The organism is Vibrio sp. 1151_11, assembly GCF_029478525.1.
In the GTDB taxonomy this organism is placed as follows: Bacteria; Pseudomonadota; Gammaproteobacteria; order Enterobacterales; family Vibrionaceae; genus Vibrio; species Vibrio anguillarum.
In genome coordinates this window covers 23758-44042 of the sequence record NZ_SHMN01000020.1, presented here as the reverse complement: position 1 = coordinate 44042, position 20285 = coordinate 23758, and the positions used below count along the sequence as shown (strand labels likewise).

Sequence of the window (20285 nt, the reverse complement as noted above, 5' to 3'; positions counted from 1 at the left end):
GTCAAATAACCGTTCCACTCTTTGCTGTATGAGCATTGGGTACAACGTCTTTATTTAACCAATGGCTGATTACTTGCTGTAACGCATTTAATGACGTCGGTTTCTCTAAACGACCGTCCATCAGCTTGCTAATCATTTCTAGCTCACGTTCGCCAGATTCACCTGACAGCGCAATGATCGGAACCTGCGGAGAATGCGCCTTAATGATTTGGCTGGCTTCAAAACCATTCATAACTGGCATTTGAATATCCATCAAGATCAAATCGATGGAATTCGCTTTAAAGATTTCTACTGCATTTTCACCGTTGTTTGCCTGCAAGTTGTTAACACCAAGTTGGTTCAGATACATTTGAACTAGTGAGCGTTGTACTTCTTTATCGTCAACGATGAGCACCGTGGGGGCTTTGTTATTGATTAGAAATGGCTTATCGATTGGTTGTATATTGTCAACGGTTCTTTGCTCGGTATTAGGTTTAGGTTGTTGCCAACTTTTGAAATCAGGAGTACGAAGCGAGTCGGCTTGGGGGGCATTGGGTACCATAGGAAAGTATAAGTGGAATTCCGTAAACTCCCCCAGTTTCGATTTGCATTCAACTCGGCCGCCAAAAGAGCGCATGACACGCTGGCAATAGCCGAGCCCCAGACCGCTGCCTCCGCTTTTTTGATAAGAGAAGAAGTCATCGAAAATCTTATAAGAAATGACGTCGTCAATCCCCGGGCCTGTATCTCTGAAGATTAAAATATTTTCATAAGTACCGATTTGAGTTGTGATCTCAATTTGGCTATTTGGGTAGGAATCAAAATAATAAATTGCGTTACGAATCAAGTTGAAAATAACAAAGTTGAATAAGGTTTCATTGAGTTTTGCTACGAAGTCATCTTGTTGTGGTAAGTGAATTCGCTCAATTACTTTCTCGTTCTCAAAGCCATATTGACTGACCGCCTGATCAACGGCTTTGTGGATCGACGTCATCGTAATCGGTTCGTGTTCAGGCGAACTATCGCTGACCTCGCGCAAGATAATATCAATCAACTGCCGCCCACGTTGAATAGCCGCTTGGCCGTTCTCAATATCCTGTTTAATTTGTTGTGCCGGCGCTTGACTATCAATATGTTGCTTTAAAATTTCAAAATGCAATTGTACTTGAGCTAGCGGGTTACGCATTTCATGCGCAATTGAATTCGCTAATGCGCGACTTTGGCAGACACGTCTATCCGCTTCAATAATACTTTGTATTCGTGTTAGCAAGGTTTGAAGTGCAGCGATTTCTTCATTAGAAAACATCTGATTATTGATTTTGTGTGGCGAGATTAATAAATGTGTGACCAATTTGCTGTGCCCAAACAGTGGCATGACCAAGGCCGTATTGTTTGAGCTCATTTTGTCATAAAGGGCTTTGATCGAGTTTTTTGCCGCGGTTTTGTTGTCTAATTTTTCAAACAATTCATCAAACACTAGTGCGGTTTGTTTGGATGAAAGGTAACGTTCGTAGACGGTTTCGTTATAGTTACTATTAACGAACTGCAGCTTATCATCGGCGATGTATAATAACTGGCCTAAACGGCGCATCGCATCATCAATTGACCGTTTGAAATCGTCTTCCAAAGCGAGAATTTGCTCTACAGGAGTCTGCTGATTGCCGTAAATGAGTAAAGAGGCGTAACGGCTCAAGCGTTTGTAGAGTGGATTCCAAGTAATACCAATAAGCGCACAAAGTGGTATTGCCATCAGCCATTGGTTGCTGTCGGTGAGAGGGATGAAGATTGCGCCGAGCGGTATGAATAAAACCCCACATACTAACGCAGTATTGAGACACAGGTAAGCAAGGTATTTCACACTGTAGAAGCGTGAAGTGATAAGAGCATAGCCAACAAACATCATTTCGCTAATGGAGAGTGCCGGAGGTAGCCAAGAGAGTGAGAAATCTTGAAAGAAAAAGGTGATTCCTATGTGGATAACTAGTGTTGAAAGCATGTATACCAATATACCTGCAATAATATAATTGGTTTTGGCCAGTGCTAGCTTACTACTATTGGTTCGCATTACGACCAAGTTGAATAACGTCAGTATCACTGAACATAGCATGGCATTAAAGAAGTAAGGCGTATGGGGCCCAAATTCAATGACAAACTCGCTCGGTCCGACAATATCAACATGTTTCACCGTGAGGTTAGATTGCAAGTTAATAAGTACGGAGTAGGCCGCTATAGTAATAAATATCAGCCGTTGCCAAAGGTGTACTTTGCCTTTTCTTTGTTCGGCAGAGAGCTGACATGAGAAATAGTAAGCAAAAACAAATGCAAGGGATGCAGAAATATTGGCAATTTCTGCCATAAAGATTGCTCTATTTACACCAAGCTCAACTAGCCAATCAGTATGGAAATATGCATTACTTCCTATCCAAGCGATGATACACGAGGAATAAGCGATGTAGGAGGCGTGGTGTGTGCCAAAAATTACTTCATTTTTTTGTTTAAGACGATAGCAATAGTAAGTTAACCAAACGAGCACCATGGCTACTGCTGCGATAAGCGTTATCGCTTTGGGATAGAGAATTGGATCTAAGTTGAGGTTAAGCATACTCTTTCTCTTTCCTTTTGGTTAAATCGTACTTCCTACGCTGAGAAACTGCATGTCGATAGTCACGAAAATTGGTATCACTGAAAACCTTATCCATCCTTTCAATAATCCAGAATCCACGATAACTTTGTTTTCCGTTATTATTTAAGTCGTTATATCCAGAACGGAAATACGATTTTGGTTCGATAGTTTGATAAAAATTGAGTATGAAAGGTTGTTCGATAATGGTGAAACCAATTTTATACCCCATTTGATTTAGTATTTGGATGAGCTTTTTTTGAGCAAGGTAGAGAAAATAGAGCTTTTGTTGAGCGTTACCACTGACGGTTAAACGCAGCACTTCACAGACCGCTTGCGTACCAGTCAATTGTCGCCGAAATTGATGATCGAATTCTGGGAGAGAGTCGCATTTCGACAGTGCTGGTTTGAAAAGCTGTAATTCCATCAAAACATCGTAACTATGATCGGGTAAACAGAATTGCCACTGTTCGTTACTGAATTGTTGTGCGTAACTAAGCCAAGTCTGATTTACTGACCAATCTTGCACCAACATTGAAGCGACTAGTGTAGGAGATGCTTCGTTATCAGGATGCTTGAGTAAAACAAAGTGCTTCCCTTTTTGTGATAAGGACAATAAAGGCAGCATCTCGTACCACTTTTCGCCTTTAATAAATAGCTCAAGATTGCTCAAGGTGATCGCATCTTTGATAGGCATTTTTTGCGGGTGACTGGGCGTTGTGACCCAAAGTTCAGAATCCTCTATCTGGTCGATCAAAAAACCACGGTAAGCACAGTCTTTAAGTGGCAGTTCGATACGAGGAGGAGCATCCGCTTCGATAGGGAATAGTGTTTTTATAGCCGCAATTTCGCATTCACACCAGAAATCTAGCCAATGCGAATAGCACTCGCTGACGGCTTGCTCAAGATATGCTATCTCTTCATCTAATGTATTCGGATAGCGCCGGATGAGCTCTCGGTAGTCCATCAATTCAAACAGTACTGAGAAGCTTTTATTGTGATGTTCAGGAAATAGGTTGAGTAATTGGTTTTTGCGGTGATCTGTAACGGCGCGGAAAAGATCAGCCCGTTGCTGTGGTTGATAAGTATTGATGACGAACTCTACCAGAGCCCGCTGTTTTTTTTCAATAGGCAGACTGCTTGTCAGCCGTGAGCCTAAAGATGATATTATTTTCATAGAGTTAACCTAGCCTAGGTTTATTTAATTATTTTTTATTAGTTTTATTAGATAGGCTCCAGTAAATGAGACTTTGATTTAGGAGAGTATTTGGCGTCACGTCAGTTAGTACCAGTAACCGCGATTTTATTTGTACCTAACATCCTAAGTACCAGTTGCATATCCGCAGCAAGTTTACTACTTGCACTTACCCTTCACAACAGAGTTTTATAATAAAAGCCTTCCGAAGAAGGCTTTATCTATATGGTTAATTTATCAATTATTATCGTATCAATAGCATCGGTACGCTTGATTCGGCTAAGAGCCGAGTGGTGTTACTGCCAACGAAGAACTGACGAAGTTTAGAGTGTCCAAACGCGCCCATGACGATCATGCCAAGTTGGTTTTGTTGTTGGTACTGAAGAATCGCCTTATGAACTTCGCCAGATAAGCACGCTTCCACAACGTGAATACCGTTCGCACATAATTTCTCGGCGGCAGCTTTAAACGCGCTCGCTTTATCGTGGTTATCTTCCACCATCACCAAATGGCACTCCAGCCCTTTTAGCAGCGGTGTTTTAATCGCTTTATCCACTAATTTCTGGCTAATTTCACTGCCATCAAAGGCTAATAGATAACTTTGTGGTGGCGTAAAATCACCCGTTGCCACTAAGGTGTGCGACTTCATTGTACGCACGATACTCTCTAATTGAGATCCAACAGCCATGGCGTCGTTTTGGTGCACTTCACCTGATTTACCGACCACCAATACACGAATTTCGTTTTCAAGATCAAGCAAAGTCTCCAGCAGGTTTCCGTGCTTTTGCAGTTTATGCACATCTTGTAAACCTTGTTCATGAGCTTTAGTTTCTAGCTCATTGAGTAACGCTTTACCGTGCCTTAAGGCTAGTTTAGAACGCTTTTCGTCTAGTTCAATAAGCTCTTTCAACAGCTGTTCTCGGCTGCCTAAACCGATGTTACCAGACAGTTCACTTTCGGTTTGATTGGCCGCCTTATCAAGTACGTGCAATAAGGTTAACGGTGCGTGTAAGCTTTTGGCGGCCCACACGCTTAAATTGGCGACCGACTGTGAATAAATCGATCCATCGATGCAAGCAATAATATTGGTCATAATCTTTTCCTTAATGTCCGCCCATCAGCTTTTCAACTTCTTCTGGCTTACCATGCACGCCGAATTTATCGACAATCGTTGCCGTTGCTTCATTCATACCGATGATGTTTACATCGGTCCCTTCGCGTCGGAATTTGATAACAGCACGATCTAGCGAAGAAACCGAAGTAATATCCCAAAAGTGCGCTGCAGAGAGGTCGATAGTGACACGCTCTAAGACCTCTTTGAAGTCAAACGCGTTCATAAATTGATCTGACGAAGCAAAGAAGACTTGCCCAACAACACGATAGGTACGCTCTTCTCCATTTTCAGAGAGTTCACTTTTAACCACCATGAAGCGGCCAATTTTGTTAGCAAAAAAGAGAGAAGCAAGCAGCACGCCGACACCGACACCGATCGCTAAGTTATGGGTTGCAACAACAACAACAACGGTCGCGATCATCACGATGCTGGTAGAAAGTGGGTGAGTTTTGAGATCCTTTACCGAACTCCAAGAGAAGGTCCCAATGGAAACCATGATCATGACCGCGACTAAAGCCGCCATCGGGATGAGCTTGAGCCAATCACTTAAAAACACCACCATGATGATCAGTAGAATACCGGCGCAAAAAGTAGAGAGTCTGCCGCGTCCACCGGATTTAATGTTGATGATCGATTGGCCAATCATCGCACAACCGGCCATGCCGCCAAGAAAGCCAGTGGCAATGTTGGCGATACCTTGGCCTTTACATTCACGATTTTTATCACTGCTGGTATCGGTTAAATCGTCAACAATGGTTGCTGTCATCATTGATTCTAATAAACCGACAACGGCCAATCCGGCTGAATAAGGAAATATTATCCATAAGGTTTCAAGGTTGAGCGGAACATCTGGCCATAAAAATATCGGCAAAGTATCTGGTAATTCCCCCATATCGCCCACAGTGCGAATATCAATGCCAAAGCTGATAGCAATCAGAGTTAAGGCGATAATGCACACTAATGGCGAAGGTAGCAATTTGCCAACCACAGGAACGTAGGGGAATAGGTAGATAATCGCCAGCCCACCGAGCGTCATGGCATAAACGTGCCATGTTACATTGGTTAGCTCTGGTAATTGCGCCATAAAAATCAGAATCGCCAGCGCGTTAACAAACCCCGTCACGACCGAACGTGATACAAAACGCATCAAATCGCCCAGTTTGAGGTAACCGGCCAGTATTTGTAGAACCCCGGTCAAAACAGTGGCTGCCAGTAGATATTGCAAGCCATGCTCTTTGACTAAAGTGACCATCAAGAGTGCCATTGCTCCAGTGGCTGCTGAGATCATGCCGGGTCGTCCACCGACAATTGAAATGATCACGGCAATACTGAATGAAGCGTAAAGGCCGATTTTAGGGTCTACACCTGCGATGATAGAAAAGGCTATTGCCTCAGGAACTAATGCTAACGCAACGACAGTGCCAGCTAGAACATCCCCTCGCACATTGGAAAACCAATCGCGCTTAATATTTTGTAGCATACTTAATCTCTAAAAAATGAAATAAAAAGGTGAGTTGTGAGAGGTAAAGATCAATCTAGGGCGGCGTAAGCAGCATTCGCAACATCTCTTGGTTGATTTTAAAAATGTGATCCTAATCATTGATGTGGTGTAGGTCAACCAAACGATCACTATTTGTATTGCAGTCGTCGATTCCTCCCGTTGTCACGGTGTTTTTCAAGCGCTGCCCGTCGTACGCGAGGATAGTTCTGGTGTTTGACTTTTATTCTTTTGCTCCTTACACTTGAACATATTCGATATTCCATATGTATTGTTTATGTGCCGCAGTTTATCTTTTTATAAATCCTTGTCTGAAGAAACGAGGCTTAAATCCTTGCTGTTAATGAAGCACAAAGGGCAGTTGTGTGTGTGTGATTTAATGAATGCGTTGCAATTAAGTCAGCCCAAAGTGTCCCGTCATTTAGCTGAACTGAGAAAAAATGAGCTAGTGATTGATGAACGTCGCGGCAAGTGGGTGTACTACCAAATCAATCCTGAGCTGGAAAGTTGGATGGTGCAGATATTGGACATCACGCTGAACCACAATGCTGCATTGATTGCGCAAGAGCTAACGCGCATTGCTCAACCATCTTGTCAAAATGAATGAAATTTTAGCGTTGCTATTTCGCCATGGCTGTAAGTAGAAAGTTGTGTGCGGCTCCCTTGTTAGACTTACCGAGAGATGTGATGTATGAGTGAATTACCTGTCTGCGCAGAAGCCTCTGCAGCCGAAAAAATGAGTTTTCTCGATCGCTATCTAACCTTGTGGATTTTCCTTGCGATGGGGTTAGGGGTAGCGATCGGTGTCTTCTTTCCGCAAGTGGCGCAGTGGAATGAGAGCATGTCGGTCGGTTCGACCAATATTCCGCTGGCGATCGGTTTGATTTTGATGATGTATCCACCACTGGCAAAAGTGAATTACAGCCTACTAGGTGAAGTGACTCGTGATAAACGCGCCATCACACTCTCTTTAGTGATGAACTGGATTATCGGGCCTATCTTGATGTTTGCATTGGCGATCATTTTCTTACGCGATTATCCCGGTTATATGGTCGGACTGATCTTAATTGGTCTGGCGCGTTGCATCGCGATGGTATTGGTGTGGAATGATATCAGCGGTGGGAACAAAGAGTACGGCGCAGCGTTGGTGGCGCTCAATAGCGCATTCCAAATCGTCACCTACAGTTTTATGGCGTGGCTATTTATTACTGTTTTGCCGCCATATTTTGGGCTAGAGAGTTTTGTAGTTGATATTACCATTCTCGATATCGCCGAAAGTGTACTGATTTATTTAGGTATCCCATTTTTAGCTGGCTTTTTGAGCCGCAAATGGTTGGTGGCCGCGAAAGGTGAGCAATGGTACAACGAGGTATTTATTCCGCGTATTTCACCGATTACGCTGGTGGCACTACTAGCGACGATAGTTTTGATGTTCAGCCTGAAAGGCGAGATGATCATTGAACTGCCGATGGACGTGATACGCGTTGCCATCCCTTTAGTGATTTACTTCTTAGTGATGTTTTTTGTCAGCTTTTTCATTGGTAAAAAACTGGGCATTCCTTACGATCAAAATGCCTCAATTGCTTTTACCTCATCAGGCAACAACTTTGAACTGGCGATTGCGGTCTCCATTGCCGTGTTCGGTTTAAATTCCGATCAAGCATTTGCGGGTGTGATTGGGCCCTTGGTTGAAGTGCCGGTGTTGATTGCCTTGGTCAACGTCGCGCTGCGTATGAAAAAGAAATACTAGCGTTCTCTGAGTCCGAACTTCAGGATATTTTTCTCATTAAATTTCATAACCGTAGACTGTTTTAAAAATGTGAAATGTTTGTGAATGAGTTAGAAACGTCATCTATGTTCTGCTACGCACGAACTCTTGATCCCAATGTTGCGATGCATCGGGGTATGATCGGCGTATCAAAAATAGATCTATTGGGAAATCGATTGTAATCAAAATGCCACAAAAGCCCTGCAACATACCATCAGCTATTTTACTGCTCGCTTTAGCATTGTTCTCTGAAGTCAGCGGTAACTTTTATTTAGCGGTAACTTTTCTATTGACAGCGATTTCTTTTTATATGATACATATGTACATCCGCATATGCAGAGATAAGTAAAATGCTACCTCATCAGTTTTTTAAATTGCTGTCCGATGAAACGCGGGTGCGCTGTTTACTCATGATTGCACGTGAGCAACGAGTGTGTGTCGGCGAGTTGACACAAGCGTTAAATGAGAGCCAACCGAAAATTTCTCGCCATCTGGCTCTACTTCGTTCCAGTGGCGTGGTGGTTGATACAAGGCAAGGACAATGGGTGTTTTATCGGCTATCAGAGCAGTTACCCGGATGGATGAAAAAACAAATTCAAGGGCTGGTGGAATCCAACTGCCTGAAAAAAGAATACCAACAAGATATGCAAAGGCTGGCAGAGATGGAATCTCGCCCAGAATGCTGTGTTTAGAAGGGATAAAAGGAAATAAAGATGTCGATTAAAGTCGGAATTAACGGATTTGGCCGCATTGGTCGTTTAGCATTAAGAGCCTCATTTGATTGGCCTGAGATCGAATTTGTGCAGATTAACGACGTTGCGGGAGACGCGGCGACCTTGGCTCATTTGCTCGAATTTGATTCAATACAAGGCCGTTGGCATCACCAAGTGACAAGCGACGGTAATGCGATCATTGCCAACGGTAAGGTTATTCGTACCTCACAACAAAAAGCGATCAGTGACGTCGATTGGTCTGGTTGCGATGTGGTCATCGAAGCAACAGGCAAACACCGCAAGTCTGAGTTTTTGAATCAGTATTTAGCACAAGGTGTAAAACGCGTGGTGGTATCGGCCCCGGTAAAAGAAGCGGGTATTGCCAATATCGTGGTTGGGGTCAATGACCACATCTTTGATCCACAAATACATCAGATTGTTACGGCCGCTTCTTGCACCACCAACTGCATTGCGCCTATCGTCAAAGTGATTCATGAGCAACTGGGTATTGAACATTCCTCGTTTACGACCATTCACGACTTGACCAACACGCAAACCATTTTGGATGCACCGCATAAAGATCTACGTCGTGCGCGTGCTTGTGGTATGAGTTTGATCCCAACAACTACAGGTTCTGCGACAGCGATTGTGGAAATCTTCCCCGATCTGAAAAACAAAATTAACGGTCACGCGGTGCGTGTGCCGCTGGCTAATGCGTCGTTAACCGACATTATTTTTGATGTGAAACGCGATACCAGCGCGGAAGAAGTCAACGCGCTACTTAAAGCCGCTTCAGAAAATGAGCTCAAAGGCATTCTCGGTTTTGAAGCGCGGCCATTGGTATCGATTGATTATAAAGGCGACCAACGCTCAACGATTGTCGACGCACTCTCGACCATGGTGGTGGGAAAGCGCATGGTGAAAATTTACGCTTGGTACGATAACGAAATGGGTTACGCAACCCGTACCGCAGAATTAGTACGCAAAGTCGGTTTGGCATAAAGGAGCAAAGAAATGACACATCCTACATGGGAACTGCCCGTTACAGAAAACAGCGCTGGGTTGGTATTGACGCCTTGCCCGGGGACAAAAGATCTTCCTCTGGTTGAGAGTATTGAACAATTGAAGTCTCAAGGTGTTACCGTTGTGGTGACGGCTCTAAGTCACGAAGAGATGCAAGAGAAAGGTGTTGGTGACTTGCCTAAAGTGGTTGAGCAAGCGGGGCTGCAATGGTTTCACGCCCCGATTGAAGATGATTGCGCGCCCGACCATCAGTTTCAAACGCATTGGCAAAGTATCTCCCCTTCACTTCATCAGGCGCTTGCCAAGGGAGATAAGATTGCCATGCATTGCATGGGTGGATCGGGTCGTACTGGTTTACTTGCTGCTCATTTATTGCTGGAGAAAGGTTGGGAACTGCAAAACATTATTACTCAAGTTCAATCATTAAGGCCGGGTGCATTTACCAAAGATGTACAAGTTGAGTACATCAAACAATTTGTTAATCAATAACAGTCCCAAAGAGCTGCCTTAGGCGGCTCTTTGGCAAAGAGAGTGATTATGTTGTCTCAACTCAACCAAAACGTTCGCCAGTACATGCTAGTGACTTTTAATTATTGGAATTTTACCGTCACTGACGGCGCGCTGCGCATGTTGGTGGTGTTGTATTTTTATGATTTGGGTTATTCGACCTTAGCGATTGCGTCTTTGTTTCTCTTTTATGAATTTTTTGGCGTGGTCACTAACCTGATTGGCGGTTGGCTTGGTGCGCGTTTAGGGCTGAATCGCACCATGAATATTGGCCTTGGCATGCAAATATTCGCGCTCTTGATGCTTGCTGTACCTGCTGCATGGTTAACCATTCCTTGGGTGATGGCGGCGCAGGCGTTATCGGGCATCGCAAAAGATCTCAATAAAATGAGTGCAAAAAGTGCGATCAAAACGTTAGTCCCTGAAAATGCACAAGGCGCACTCTACAAGTGGATAGCCATTCTTACGGGTTCAAAAAACGCTCTAAAAGGGGCCGGCTTTTTTCTCGGTGGTGTCTTGCTCTCTTGGATCGGCTTTCAATATGCGGTAGCGGCTATGGCGGCGGTATTGCTGTTGGTTTTTATCGGCAGTTTGCTTAGCTTGCAAGCCGATATTGGTAAAGCCAAAACCAAACCGAAATTTTCAGAGATTTTCTCCAAATCGCGCAGCGTGAATATTTTATCGGCGGCTCGCCTATTTTTATTTGGCGCGCGAGACGTTTGGTTTGTGATTGCCTTACCCATTTATCTGGGCAGCGTTTTTGGTTGGGATCACAGTGCCGTGGGCGGCTTTTTAGCGCTCTGGGTGATTGGCTACGGCGTGATCCAAGGGTTTGCTCCTAAAATAACGGGCAGTGCTTCAGACCAAGTGCCGGATGGGCGATCTGCGCTCGGTTGGGCGGCGCTACTGGCGCTGATTACCGGTTTGATCGCCTACAGCATTCAAGCGCAGTGGCATCCGGAAGTCGTGATCATCGCGGGGTTACTGCTTTTCGGCGCGGTCTTTGCGATTAACTCATCGCTGCATTCCTATTTGATCGTGAGCTATGCCAAGGGGGATGGTGTATCGCTTGATGTTGGTTTTTACTACATGGCAAACGCGATGGGGCGTTTAATCGGTACCGTGCTTTCCGGGTGGGTTTTCCAACTTTGGGGATTAGCGGCGTGTTTGTGGGTTTCGTTTGGTTTTCTGCTGCTGACCACTCTCATTTCATTGGGGCTCCCGAAAAGCAAAGCTGTGTTGACGAGCGAACCGTAGCTTCACCAGTAGATCACTATTCCAGTAGATGGAGATTGTGATAGAGTCCGTGCTTTATTGAATGAATTGAGTCAGTCACATGAGAGCTTTTGTTGTAAGGGCCCGTGCCGCTTCCACGGATAAACAGACTTTTTTAGCCTCTGTTGGGCAAGAAGCCCACACCGAAATTTTGGCCCACGTACTCATGAACGCTATTTTTACTGCGCAGTCGCATCGTGATGACGTGGTGGTCTACTTAGTGCTGGAAAGTACGCAAGATTTCTCGCGGACTTTATGCTTTGAGTCGAGCCAGTTGCACAATATCGGTGGCTTTCACGAGCAAGCCTTGCTGACCAAAATAGGCCACGCTTTAGACGTTTCCGTGGGTATGGGCAAAGAGCAAACCCGAGAGGTCGAGCAAGGACTCACGGTTGAAACCATCAGTTTTGAAAAGTTGGTGCAACGCCTTTCTGAAAGTTACCACTTGTATTTACTGGATAAAAAAGGCGAAAGTGTCCGTGAGCATCAATTTTCTGACGACAGCTGCTTTTTACTTACTGACCACATCCCGATGCCGAAAAAAAGTTGGAACAGTTTAAAGCGCCTTAATACACAGAAAATCAGCCTTGGGCCTCGAATGCTGTTTGCCTCGCAGTGCATTGTGCTGATCCAGAATGAGTTAGATATTCGCGGTCTTTAAAAAGTCTTTTTCAAACTCATTTTTACTTTTTTTATCTGTGCTTCTTTATCAATTGGGCTGTGCTGATCGGAGTGTAAAAACCGATCCGCATAGTCTTGATAAATCTCTTTTTCTAAAAAGAGTAAGTAAAGCTTCGGATCAATATGGCCTGTGGTGGCCATGGTGGTCATGATCGCGATCGATTCGCTGAGCGTTTTGGCCTTTTTATAGGGGCGATCGCTAGAGGTCAGTGCTTCAAACACATCGGCTATTGCCATCACTCGAGCGGGGATGGAAAGCTGCTCTTCATTTAAACCTCTTGGATAACCCGCGCCATCCATTCGTTCATGGTGGCTTCCCGCAATATCAGGAACGTTTTTCATATGTTCAGGATAAGGTAGCCGCTTGAGCATCATGATGGTTTGCACAATGTGATCATTAATCATGAAGCGTTCTTCGTTAGTGAGCGTGCCACGGCGAATGGACAAATTATAGAGCTCACCTCGGTTATAGCGCAGTTCTCCCGGTTGTAAAATAAAGTTTTCTTGCCACAGATCTTGTGGACGGCAACCGTTCACCCAGTGCAACTGATGTACGGGTTTATCATCAAGCAAGCGCTCCATAGTGGGCAATGGTTTTGACTCTCCTGCACGTTGGTTCTCTATCCAAGAAGTACCGAGTTGATCATCCAAAGTCCGTTTCCACTCTCTTTGCGCAATTCGCTCTAAGCGGGAAAGGTCATCATCGCTCATAAACTCACTGCCAATATTACACTGCGCGACGAAAGCAAATTCCTCATCGAGGATTTGTTGGTTCGTCAGCAACTGCTGCTTGAGATCTGGCTCGTTCTTACCCTGCGCAACACCTTGCCAGTAGTCCGTTTCAGCTTGACATTTGAGCAGCTCAAAACGCATTCTAATTTCGTGAATTCTGTCGTAGATCGTTTCTAATTTGGTCGCTTTATCAATCACATATTCAGGCGTGGTCACTTTTCCACAATCATGCAGCCAAGCGGCGAGAGTGAGCTCTTCCCACTCTTCATTGGTCATGGAAAATTGTGGGAAATAGGTGCGATCGTTTTCCGCTGCTTTAGTGATCATTTTGGTTAATTCAGGAACTCGCTGACAATGGCCGCCCGTGTAAGGGGATTTGGTATCAATGGCTGATGCGATCAATTCAATAAACGAGTTGAGCATCTCCTTTTGCCGTTGCATTTTGTCGATATTGTCTTTAGCGATTTCGGCAAAACTGAGCAGCTCTCGTAAAAATGCATGTTTGTCTTGCTGATCGGGAGTGATGGCCCGTTCGTAGCCGAGGTTTAATACGCCAACTAACTGCTTGTCTCGGTTGAGCAGTGGGAAAAGATAAAGATCAGAATTATACAGCTCATCTTTATGCTTACGCATCGAATTATCGGTTTTAGATAAATGAACCGTTTGGCCTTTGCGCAGTTCAGAAAGTAGCCACGGCATCTCTTGAGACAACTGGTTGATATCAAGCTTAAAGGGAATGATGGCGTGGTTTGCTGCGGTGATAAATTGGTTATTTTCGTTGGCGTAAGTGTAGAGCAAAATAGTTTCAGCTCGAGTGATCAAATAGCTTTGATGGGTAATCGTTTTGGCTAACACACTGAATTCTTGATTGCTGGCGGTTTCGCGTAATAGTCGCAGCAAGTCGTGCAGTGTATGCTCCATGAGCTCTATCGATTGGGTTAAATTGGCAACTTCGCGGATCCGGCTTTTTGGGTAGCGTGTCTTTTTAAATTCAAAGCTCGTGATGTTGTCGGTCAATTGCACTAGGTTACCTAAAGGGCTGGCGAGCCTTTGCGCCACAAAACCAACCACTGCAAAAGCGATAGCGAGCATGATTAACGCGACAAAAATCTGCTGATCTCGCATCGAGAGCAAATCTGCGATCAAATCGTCTTGCGGTACCGCTTCTGCCAGCAACAAGCGTACATTGTCGTTTAAAAGTACCGGCGTTAACGTCACCGACCACGTTGTGCCATTCATATTGACCGTTTCATACAAAGTTTGGCTGCTGACCCGATTCAATATTGGTGCAAAAGTACTTTGCTGTAGTTGCTGTGCAATCTGTGAGGGATCTTGTTGTAGCTCGAACTTAGTATTGTGTTGGGCGAGTGGTCTAAATTGATTATCGAACAAAATGAGCTGAGCACTGTCAGAAAAACCCATCGTACTCATCTGTTTTGACAGTGAGTCAAGCGTGAAATCGGCGCCAAGCACACTCTTTCCATCGGCCGATCTACGTGACAGTGTGACGCCACTCGTTTGTAGGAAGAAAAAGAAATAAGGTTCCGTTAAGCGTATCGCGCCATCTTGACTTGCCGAGGTAAACCAAGGACGCACGCGAGGATCAAATTTATTATTGTTATCTTGTTTGTCGAGCAGGCTTTCAAGGTTCTGGTCTAAATAGATAAAGCGGTTAGTGCCATCAACTTGAGTGTAATGGGCCAATAGCTGAGCTTGCGCGGGGGCATCAAAACGCTGTTTGGCTTTATCAAAGCTCAGCGAGCGAAATGTAGTACAAGCTCCAGCTTCGTCACAATAATAGAGCGCGACCAACTGTGGATTACGTTGGAAGGTCAGCCAAACGGTGGCGAGTTGGCGTGGGTCCGAGATGACTTTATCCGGTTGATCAATTACGTTACTAAAAGCTAAAAAATCGAGCGTAGTCAAGATAGGTGCGGCACTTTGTTTAAATGCTGATTCCAGTTTTTTGCTGTTTTCGCTACTTAATCCTTGTGCACTTACCGTCAGTAGTTGCTGACTATGGTGATAACTTATGCCAATCAATACAATGCCGATCACCATGGCGAGCACTAAAAAGAGACTCGTAATGTGAATGCTCAGTGAGTAACGACGTCGTTTCATAACCAACTCCGAATTGGATGACATTGCTAAGTATTGTTCAATGTGGGTAAGTTGCAAAAAACCATTTCACATCGGTGTGTTTTCATCCGGTCAAAAAGTGTCGATATGGTGAATATATCGCCCTTAGATTGAAGTGCCATCAGCGAGGCTGTTACACTGAAGCATCGCTGTTGGAATGGAATAATTAAAATGAATCTTGTCGTTGATACTCATACCCACACTTATGCAAGTGGTCACGCTTACAGCACGCTCATTGAAAACGCGCGTTCAGCTAAAGAAAATGGATTAGCAATGTTTTGCACAACCGATCATGCGCAGTCGATGCCTGGAGCGCCGCATTATTGGTTCTTCTCCAATCAACGTATTTTGCCGCGCTTTTTAGACGGTGTTGCCATTATCCGAGGCATTGAGTCCAACATCATGAATCGTGCTGGCGAGATTGATGTTCACCCTTCGGTTGATCAAAACTTAGATTGGGTTATCGCCAGTTTTCATGAGCCCGTATTTCAGCCTGCCGATAAAGCAGCGCATACCGAAGCGTTGATCAATGTGATTAAAGGTGGACGAGTGGATGCGCTAGGGCACTTAGGTAACCCTAATTTCGATTTTGATTTTGATGAGGTGATCGCCTGCGCCGCCCAGCATCACGTTGCGATAGAAATTAATAACAGCACCTTAAAAGGACACAGCAGGGTAGGGAGTGTCGATCGCTGTTATGAAATTGCTAAGGTGGCGAAAGCGCATGGTGCTTATGTTACCACTGGCAGCGATGCTCATTTTTGTCAAGATATCGGCCAACTTCAACTGGCAAGTGAACTGCTTGAGAACGTTGGTATTGCTGCTGAGAAAGTGATTACGCACAGTGTCGAGCAGTTTCTGGCCTTTTTAGCACTGCGCGGGCGAAAAGCGATCGCAGAATATCAAACACTATAAGCCGTAAAGAGGTCATAAAAAATGACAAAAATTTGTCCCTCTTTTATCTTGAGATCCATTAAACTTGGCACTTCTTGCCAGAATAAAAAGAAATAATTATGAAAAAAATAATGATATTAACAGCTTGCGCATTATTTGCGGCTAGCGTGTCGGCGGCTAATGTTGACTTAAAACAGAACATGAAACAAATGAAGCTTGAATTTAAACAAGCGGCAGAAGCGACCAGCGTTGAAACAATGCAAGCACCCATTGAGAGATTAAGTCAGTTGGTTGAAGAGTCAAAACGAGGAAATTATCCACCGGAGAAGCAAGATCTCTATTTAGAAGGGTTTAATAAGCTTTCAGTGGCATTAGACAAAATCGAAGTGGATCTTGAGCAAGGAAATTTAGAGCAAGCTCAACAAACGCTGCGGACGGTAGACGAACTGCGTGTTGAATACCACGAGCAGCGTAACCCAAGTATCTGGAAGCGCTTATTTGGTTAATCAGCTTTGTGGCCCCCTCACGATAACGTTGGATTGGTTATAACGTTCAATGGTTCGTGGGGTGGTCGCTGCCTGAAAACTGAGCTTGTAAGAAAGGCAGCAGTAGTAAGCCGATCACAGCGGCGCAAACAGAAATGGTGACAAAAAAGCCTCGCCATTCGAATTGCTCGACAATAATGGCTAACGGGTAACCAGCGAGCGCTGCGCCCATATACGCAAATAACCCCACAAACCCAGTTGCTGCGCCAGCCGAATCTTTGTGAGAACATTCCGCGGCGGCCATACCAATTAACATTTGTGGGCCAAAGACAAAAAAGCCAATCGTAAAAAAGCCAGCGGCTTGGAATACAAACCCCGTTAACGGCATCAGCCACAGCGCTGCCACCGAAAGAAAAATGCCCATTGAAAAAATCAGATTCATTGGTCCACGGTTGCCGCCAAACAGTTTGTCTGAGCCCCAGCCTGCGACTAACGATCCAATAAACCCACCGACTTCAAACAGCGAAAGCGCGCCATTAGCCGTGATCAAATTATAGCCTTGTTGCTCGGTAAGGTAGATATTTCCCCAATCATTGATGGCAGTACGTACTATGTAAACCAGTACATAGCTCAAGGCGAGTAACCAAATGTACTTATTTCCTAACACATATTTGTGCAAGATCTGTTTAGTGCTAAGGCCGAGGCCTTCATTTTCTTGCGCCAGTTCAAGGGCGTCATTACGCCATTGACCAACACTGGGTAAACCTTGGGTCATTGGTTTATCACGCAATCGCCAACATAAGAAAACCCCACCAATAACGGCTAAACAGCCCGGTACAATAAAACCTTCGCGCCAACTAAAATGGAAAGTGAGAAAGCCAACCAGTAATGGGATCAACGCGCCCCCCACGTTATGAGCGGTATTCCATAACGCCCACCAAAAACCACGTTCAGAGCGCGAATACCAAGTTGTCAGGAGTTTAGAGCAAGAAGGCCATCCCCAACCTTGGAACCAAGCATTGAGCACCCAGAGTAAGATGAACATACTGATTGAGCTTGAAAAGCCAAACAGAATATTGATAAAACCCGTTGCCATTAACCCTAGGCCCATAAAATAGCGCGGGTTGGAGCGGTCCGACAAAATCCCAGACAGAAATTTTGAGATACCATAGGTGATGTAAAACAACGTGCCCATGATGCCAATATCACTCTTATCTAAACCGAGGTCAGCAATCATCGCGGGCATGGCGTAATTCAAACTTTTACGCGTGAAGTAGAAAAGCGCATAACCGACATACATCGCCATCATGATGTGAAAGCGCCAATAACGGTACTGCTGATTAACCTCCTGCGCTGATGCAAGAAGCGGTTTCGGTGGTTGAGAGCGTAGAAAATTTATCATAGTGCTTTATATTCCACGATTATAAGTGGGGCAGTGTGACGGTAAGCTGAGTGCCATTCTCGCTTAGATCGTGGTTGGCTGTTGTAGACTGACAGTGGCTAATAATCTGAAAGTGGCCACCCAATGCCTCGACTCGCTCACGCATCCCCCGTAAACCAAAGCCGTTCAGCTGCGCTTGTGCTTTGAAACCGATGCCATCATCGTGAATGCGCAGTGTGACATCACTTGCCAACGAAAACTCAATCACAATGTGGCTAGCTTCCGCGTATTTTAAGGCGTTATTGAGCGCCTCTTGGCACAATCGATAAAGGGTCACCTTGGTGGCATCACTTAACTTTTGCAGTTGAGTGGTTGAGTTCCCCGTCCAAACCACTTGGGCTTGAATGCCGTGCGTCTCAAATTCAAGGTCACGCAGCAGTTGATCCAGTGCTTCGACTAGGCCTAAATCATCTAAGGTTTTAGGGCGTAAACGGGTTAGCAAACTTTTAGTTGTGTCGTAAACATTTAAAGAGAGAGATTCAATGGTTTTAGCACAATTGCTGGTGACGGGCTGAGATTCGACGCGTTGAATAATGCTGGCTTGAGTACGGATAGCGGTAATGTTTTGACCGATCTCATCGTGCAGCTCGCGAGCAATATCGCGCCGAACAGATTCTTCAGCTTTGACTAATTGGCGAGACAAATTTTGGTTACGATCAAGCTGTTGGCGCAGCTTGGTGTTGAGATCTCTTTGTCGCTGCACACCCATTCCCAGCAAAATGCCGGTTAAACTTTGTGCTGAAAGAGAGAGCAGGAGATCAGTGACTTCCATATTAGAGACACCACTACGAGCCGCGATCAATGCAATGCTATTGAGCAGAGTGCCGAGCAATGCACCTTGCCAGCCGTAGCGAAAAGCGAGCAAAATGATCGGGATGGCTAAACAAAATGGCGCAAAACGCCGAAGCTCATCAGGTAAACCAATTTGCAGCGCAATGCTTAAAATAAATAGTAAAGAGTAGAGTAAGACGTGACGCGTGCGAAATTCGATATGACGAGAGACTAAGTTCGCCGTCAGTGGAACCCAAGTGCTTTGGAAAAGATAATTCCATATCAAATAGCAGCTTGGCACAATCATTAAGCCAGCTGTGATGCTGACTAACATCACCATTGACGCGGCATGGCCGTGGTAGGTGGTGGCCAGCGTATTAATGATAGCGCTGGCGAGGATCAACCCGCCCATCACAATAAAGCGACGCCACTGACTTCCGTGGTAGTAGCGCTGGGCGAGCAGGTTTAAGGGCAGCGTTGCGATACTGGCGGCGAGTACGGTCAGCCATTGAGGTTGTTCCATTAGCATGGCGAGCGCAATCGTCAGCCACCATTCTGCACCATAAATCGCGGGCCAGTAACGTTGTGGACTGTGCAGCGCAGTACCTAAACGCAGAGCAAAAGGAAAGAAGAAGATCGCCAGTTCCGGATCGTTGACAAAATAGTAGGCGATAACCCACAAGCAAAACCAACTGCAAGAGAGCAGAAACCAAGCGCAGAGTGACGTAATAAAATAGCGTGGCATTAGAATGAGTCAGAAAAATATTTCGCTAAGGCCACGTTATTGCTCACACCTAACTTATCCATGGCATTGGCGCGATGGACATGAATGGTTTTGTGGCTAAGTCCAAGCTCATTGGCGACCGCTTTCACATCCAGCCCGGCAGCCAGCATTTCACTGATTTGCCGCTCACGTTTGGTCAACTGTGCTAATAGCTTTGCCTCGCGCTTGGGAGAGGTGAGTTTAAGCGCAATATCGGGTGTTAAGTAGCAACCACCATGGGCGCTGGTCCGTACGGCTTGGATGAGTTCCTCTGGGCTACAACGTTTGCTTAAGTAGCCTCTTGCTCCAGCCTCCAAGGCTTTTTCGACCATGGCCGCGGAATCGTGAACGCTCAGCATAATGCATGCTATCCCAGAGGGGAGATCTTGAAGCAGCGACAGCCCGCTTTCATCAGGCATTGAAATATCAAGAATACAGACGTTTGCCCCCGTGCCGGGAAGCCCTGCGCGCGCTTCGGCCGCCGAGCTAAATTGGCCGACAACTTGGATATCGTCTTCAAGGTTCATGAGTTGGGCAAAGCCTGAACGTACCACGATATGGTCATCCACTAGTGCTACTTTGATCATCACAACCCCCGCTGTTTATATTGCCTGAGTAAAAAGGGAGCTTAAACTAACGCCACAGAGACAATTAAACAAGCAATATATCCCTTTGCTATGGATGCCA

General features: G+C 45.2%; 17 protein-coding genes. 9 read left to right on the top strand and 8 right to left on the bottom strand.

The window, feature by feature from the left end:
* Nucleotide 1 precedes the first annotated feature (1 nt).
* From EXZ60_RS14225 to EXZ60_RS14210, 4 genes are all read right to left on the bottom strand, one after another.
* Nucleotides 2–2581, bottom strand: a complete 2580-nt coding sequence (locus tag EXZ60_RS14225) for a hybrid sensor histidine kinase/response regulator (RefSeq protein WP_277435884.1) — start codon at nucleotides 2579–2581, stop codon at nucleotides 2–4.
* Nucleotides 2574–3776: an acyl-homoserine-lactone synthase VanM gene (gene vanM, locus EXZ60_RS14220; RefSeq protein WP_019281871.1), complete on the bottom strand. Its 1203-nt coding sequence runs from the start codon at nucleotides 3774–3776 to the stop codon at nucleotides 2574–2576. The genes EXZ60_RS14225 and vanM overlap by 8 nt, the downstream gene beginning before the upstream one ends.
* Before the next feature lie 262 nt (nucleotides 3777–4038).
* Entirely contained in the window at nucleotides 4039–4887 is an 849-nt protein-coding gene (locus tag EXZ60_RS14215; RefSeq protein WP_013868031.1) for a universal stress protein, read from the bottom strand.
* A 10-nt stretch (nucleotides 4888–4897) separates the two neighbouring features.
* Entirely contained in the window at nucleotides 4898–6388 is a 1491-nt protein-coding gene (locus EXZ60_RS14210; RefSeq protein ID WP_017048956.1) for a SulP family inorganic anion transporter, read from the bottom strand.
* Between the two features lie 295 nt (nucleotides 6389–6683).
* Here EXZ60_RS14210 and EXZ60_RS14205 point away from each other — a divergent pair, with 295 nt between their 5' ends.
* The 7 genes from EXZ60_RS14205 to trmY all read left to right on the top strand — a co-directional run bounded on the left by EXZ60_RS14205 (nucleotide 6684) and on the right by trmY (nucleotide 12353).
* Complete coding sequence (locus EXZ60_RS14205; protein ID WP_019280807.1) at nucleotides 6684–7013, top strand: metalloregulator ArsR/SmtB family transcription factor; 330 nt, start codon at nucleotides 6684–6686, stop codon at nucleotides 7011–7013.
* A gap of 84 nt (nucleotides 7014–7097) precedes the next feature.
* A complete protein-coding gene (gene arsB, locus EXZ60_RS14200; RefSeq protein ID WP_277435883.1) occupies nucleotides 7098–8156 on the top strand; it encodes an ACR3 family arsenite efflux transporter in 1059 nt (352 codons plus the stop codon).
* Nucleotides 8157–8524: 368 nt separating this feature from the next.
* A complete protein-coding gene (locus EXZ60_RS14195; RefSeq protein ID WP_277435882.1) occupies nucleotides 8525–8866 on the top strand; it encodes a metalloregulator ArsR/SmtB family transcription factor in 342 nt (113 codons plus the stop codon).
* Between the two features lie 21 nt (nucleotides 8867–8887).
* On the top strand, nucleotides 8888–9889 hold the full coding sequence (locus EXZ60_RS14190; RefSeq protein WP_277435881.1) for an ArsJ-associated glyceraldehyde-3-phosphate dehydrogenase: 1002 nt from the start codon (nucleotides 8888–8890) through the stop codon (nucleotides 9887–9889).
* Between the two features lie 12 nt (nucleotides 9890–9901).
* Nucleotides 9902–10399: a cyclin-dependent kinase inhibitor 3 family protein gene (locus tag EXZ60_RS14185; RefSeq protein WP_277435880.1), complete on the top strand. Its 498-nt coding sequence runs from the start codon at nucleotides 9902–9904 to the stop codon at nucleotides 10397–10399.
* A 42-nt stretch (nucleotides 10400–10441) separates the two neighbouring features.
* A complete protein-coding gene (gene arsJ / locus EXZ60_RS14180) occupies nucleotides 10442–11674 on the top strand; it encodes an organoarsenical effux MFS transporter ArsJ (protein ID WP_094124586.1) in 1233 nt (410 codons plus the stop codon).
* A gap of 79 nt (nucleotides 11675–11753) precedes the next feature.
* The gene (gene trmY / locus EXZ60_RS14175; RefSeq protein ID WP_013868023.1) at nucleotides 11754–12353 is read left to right on the top strand and encodes a tRNA (pseudouridine(54)-N(1))-methyltransferase TrmY; all 600 of its coding nucleotides are present in this window, start codon (nucleotides 11754–11756) and stop codon (nucleotides 12351–12353) included.
* On the opposite strand, the gene EXZ60_RS14170 is transcribed toward trmY, so the two are convergent.
* Complete coding sequence (locus tag EXZ60_RS14170; RefSeq protein WP_346780467.1) at nucleotides 12350–15226, bottom strand: HD domain-containing phosphohydrolase; 2877 nt, start codon at nucleotides 15224–15226, stop codon at nucleotides 12350–12352. The genes trmY and EXZ60_RS14170 overlap by 4 nt on opposite strands.
* A gap of 189 nt (nucleotides 15227–15415) precedes the next feature.
* Between EXZ60_RS14170 and EXZ60_RS14165 the strand changes: the two genes are divergently transcribed.
* Entirely contained in the window at nucleotides 15416–16159 is a 744-nt protein-coding gene (locus tag EXZ60_RS14165) for a phosphatase (protein WP_013868021.1), read from the top strand.
* A gap of 98 nt (nucleotides 16160–16257) precedes the next feature.
* Nucleotides 16258–16644, top strand: coding sequence for a cytochrome b562 (locus tag EXZ60_RS14160; protein WP_013868020.1), 387 nt, complete (start codon nucleotides 16258–16260; stop codon nucleotides 16642–16644).
* A gap of 46 nt (nucleotides 16645–16690) precedes the next feature.
* Here EXZ60_RS14160 and EXZ60_RS14155 read toward each other — a convergent pair whose 3' ends face one another.
* Genes EXZ60_RS14155 through uhpA form a run of 3 tightly spaced genes read right to left on the bottom strand, consistent with a single transcriptional unit; the run spans nucleotide 16691 to nucleotide 20185 of the window.
* Nucleotides 16691–18025, bottom strand: coding sequence for an MFS transporter (locus EXZ60_RS14155; RefSeq protein WP_277435878.1), 1335 nt, complete (start codon nucleotides 18023–18025; stop codon nucleotides 16691–16693).
* A 19-nt stretch (nucleotides 18026–18044) separates the two neighbouring features.
* Nucleotides 18045–19580 (bottom strand): signal transduction histidine-protein kinase/phosphatase UhpB, encoded by a 1536-nt coding sequence (gene uhpB, locus EXZ60_RS14150; protein WP_277435877.1) that lies wholly within the window; start codon nucleotides 19578–19580, stop codon nucleotides 18045–18047.
* Nucleotides 19580–20185: a transcriptional regulator UhpA gene (uhpA, locus tag EXZ60_RS14145; RefSeq protein ID WP_029189714.1), complete on the bottom strand. Its 606-nt coding sequence runs from the start codon at nucleotides 20183–20185 to the stop codon at nucleotides 19580–19582. Before uhpA ends, uhpB begins: the two co-directional genes overlap by 1 nt.
* Between the last annotated feature and the right edge of the window lie 100 nt (nucleotides 20186–20285).

Coding starts and splice junctions, on each gene's coding strand:
- EXZ60_RS14225 (WP_277435884.1), bottom strand. CDS start 2,581: ATGCTTAACCTCAACTTAGATCCAATTCTCTATCCCAAAGCGATAACG.
- vanM (WP_019281871.1), bottom strand. CDS start 3,776: ATGAAAATAATATCATCTTTAGGCTCACGGCTGACAAGCAGTCTGCCT.
- EXZ60_RS14215 (WP_013868031.1), bottom strand. CDS start 4,887: ATGACCAATATTATTGCTTGCATCGATGGATCGATTTATTCACAGTCG.
- EXZ60_RS14210 (WP_017048956.1), bottom strand. CDS start 6,388: ATGCTACAAAATATTAAGCGCGATTGGTTTTCCAATGTGCGAGGGGAT.
- EXZ60_RS14205 (WP_019280807.1), top strand. CDS start 6,684: ATGTGCCGCAGTTTATCTTTTTATAAATCCTTGTCTGAAGAAACGAGG.
- arsB (WP_277435883.1), top strand. CDS start 7,098: ATGAGTGAATTACCTGTCTGCGCAGAAGCCTCTGCAGCCGAAAAAATG.
- EXZ60_RS14195 (WP_277435882.1), top strand. CDS start 8,525: ATGCTACCTCATCAGTTTTTTAAATTGCTGTCCGATGAAACGCGGGTG.
- EXZ60_RS14190 (WP_277435881.1), top strand. CDS start 8,888: ATGTCGATTAAAGTCGGAATTAACGGATTTGGCCGCATTGGTCGTTTA.
- EXZ60_RS14185 (WP_277435880.1), top strand. CDS start 9,902: ATGACACATCCTACATGGGAACTGCCCGTTACAGAAAACAGCGCTGGG.
- trmY (WP_013868023.1), top strand. CDS start 11,754: ATGAGAGCTTTTGTTGTAAGGGCCCGTGCCGCTTCCACGGATAAACAG.
- EXZ60_RS14170 (WP_346780467.1), bottom strand. CDS start 15,226: ATGAAACGACGTCGTTACTCACTGAGCATTCACATTACGAGTCTCTTT.
- EXZ60_RS14165 (WP_013868021.1), top strand. CDS start 15,416: ATGAATCTTGTCGTTGATACTCATACCCACACTTATGCAAGTGGTCAC.
- EXZ60_RS14160 (WP_013868020.1), top strand. CDS start 16,258: ATGAAAAAAATAATGATATTAACAGCTTGCGCATTATTTGCGGCTAGC.
- EXZ60_RS14155 (WP_277435878.1), bottom strand. CDS start 18,025: ATGATAAATTTTCTACGCTCTCAACCACCGAAACCGCTTCTTGCATCA.
- uhpB (WP_277435877.1), bottom strand. CDS start 19,580: ATGCCACGCTATTTTATTACGTCACTCTGCGCTTGGTTTCTGCTCTCT.
- uhpA (WP_029189714.1), bottom strand. CDS start 20,185: ATGATCAAAGTAGCACTAGTGGATGACCATATCGTGGTACGTTCAGGC.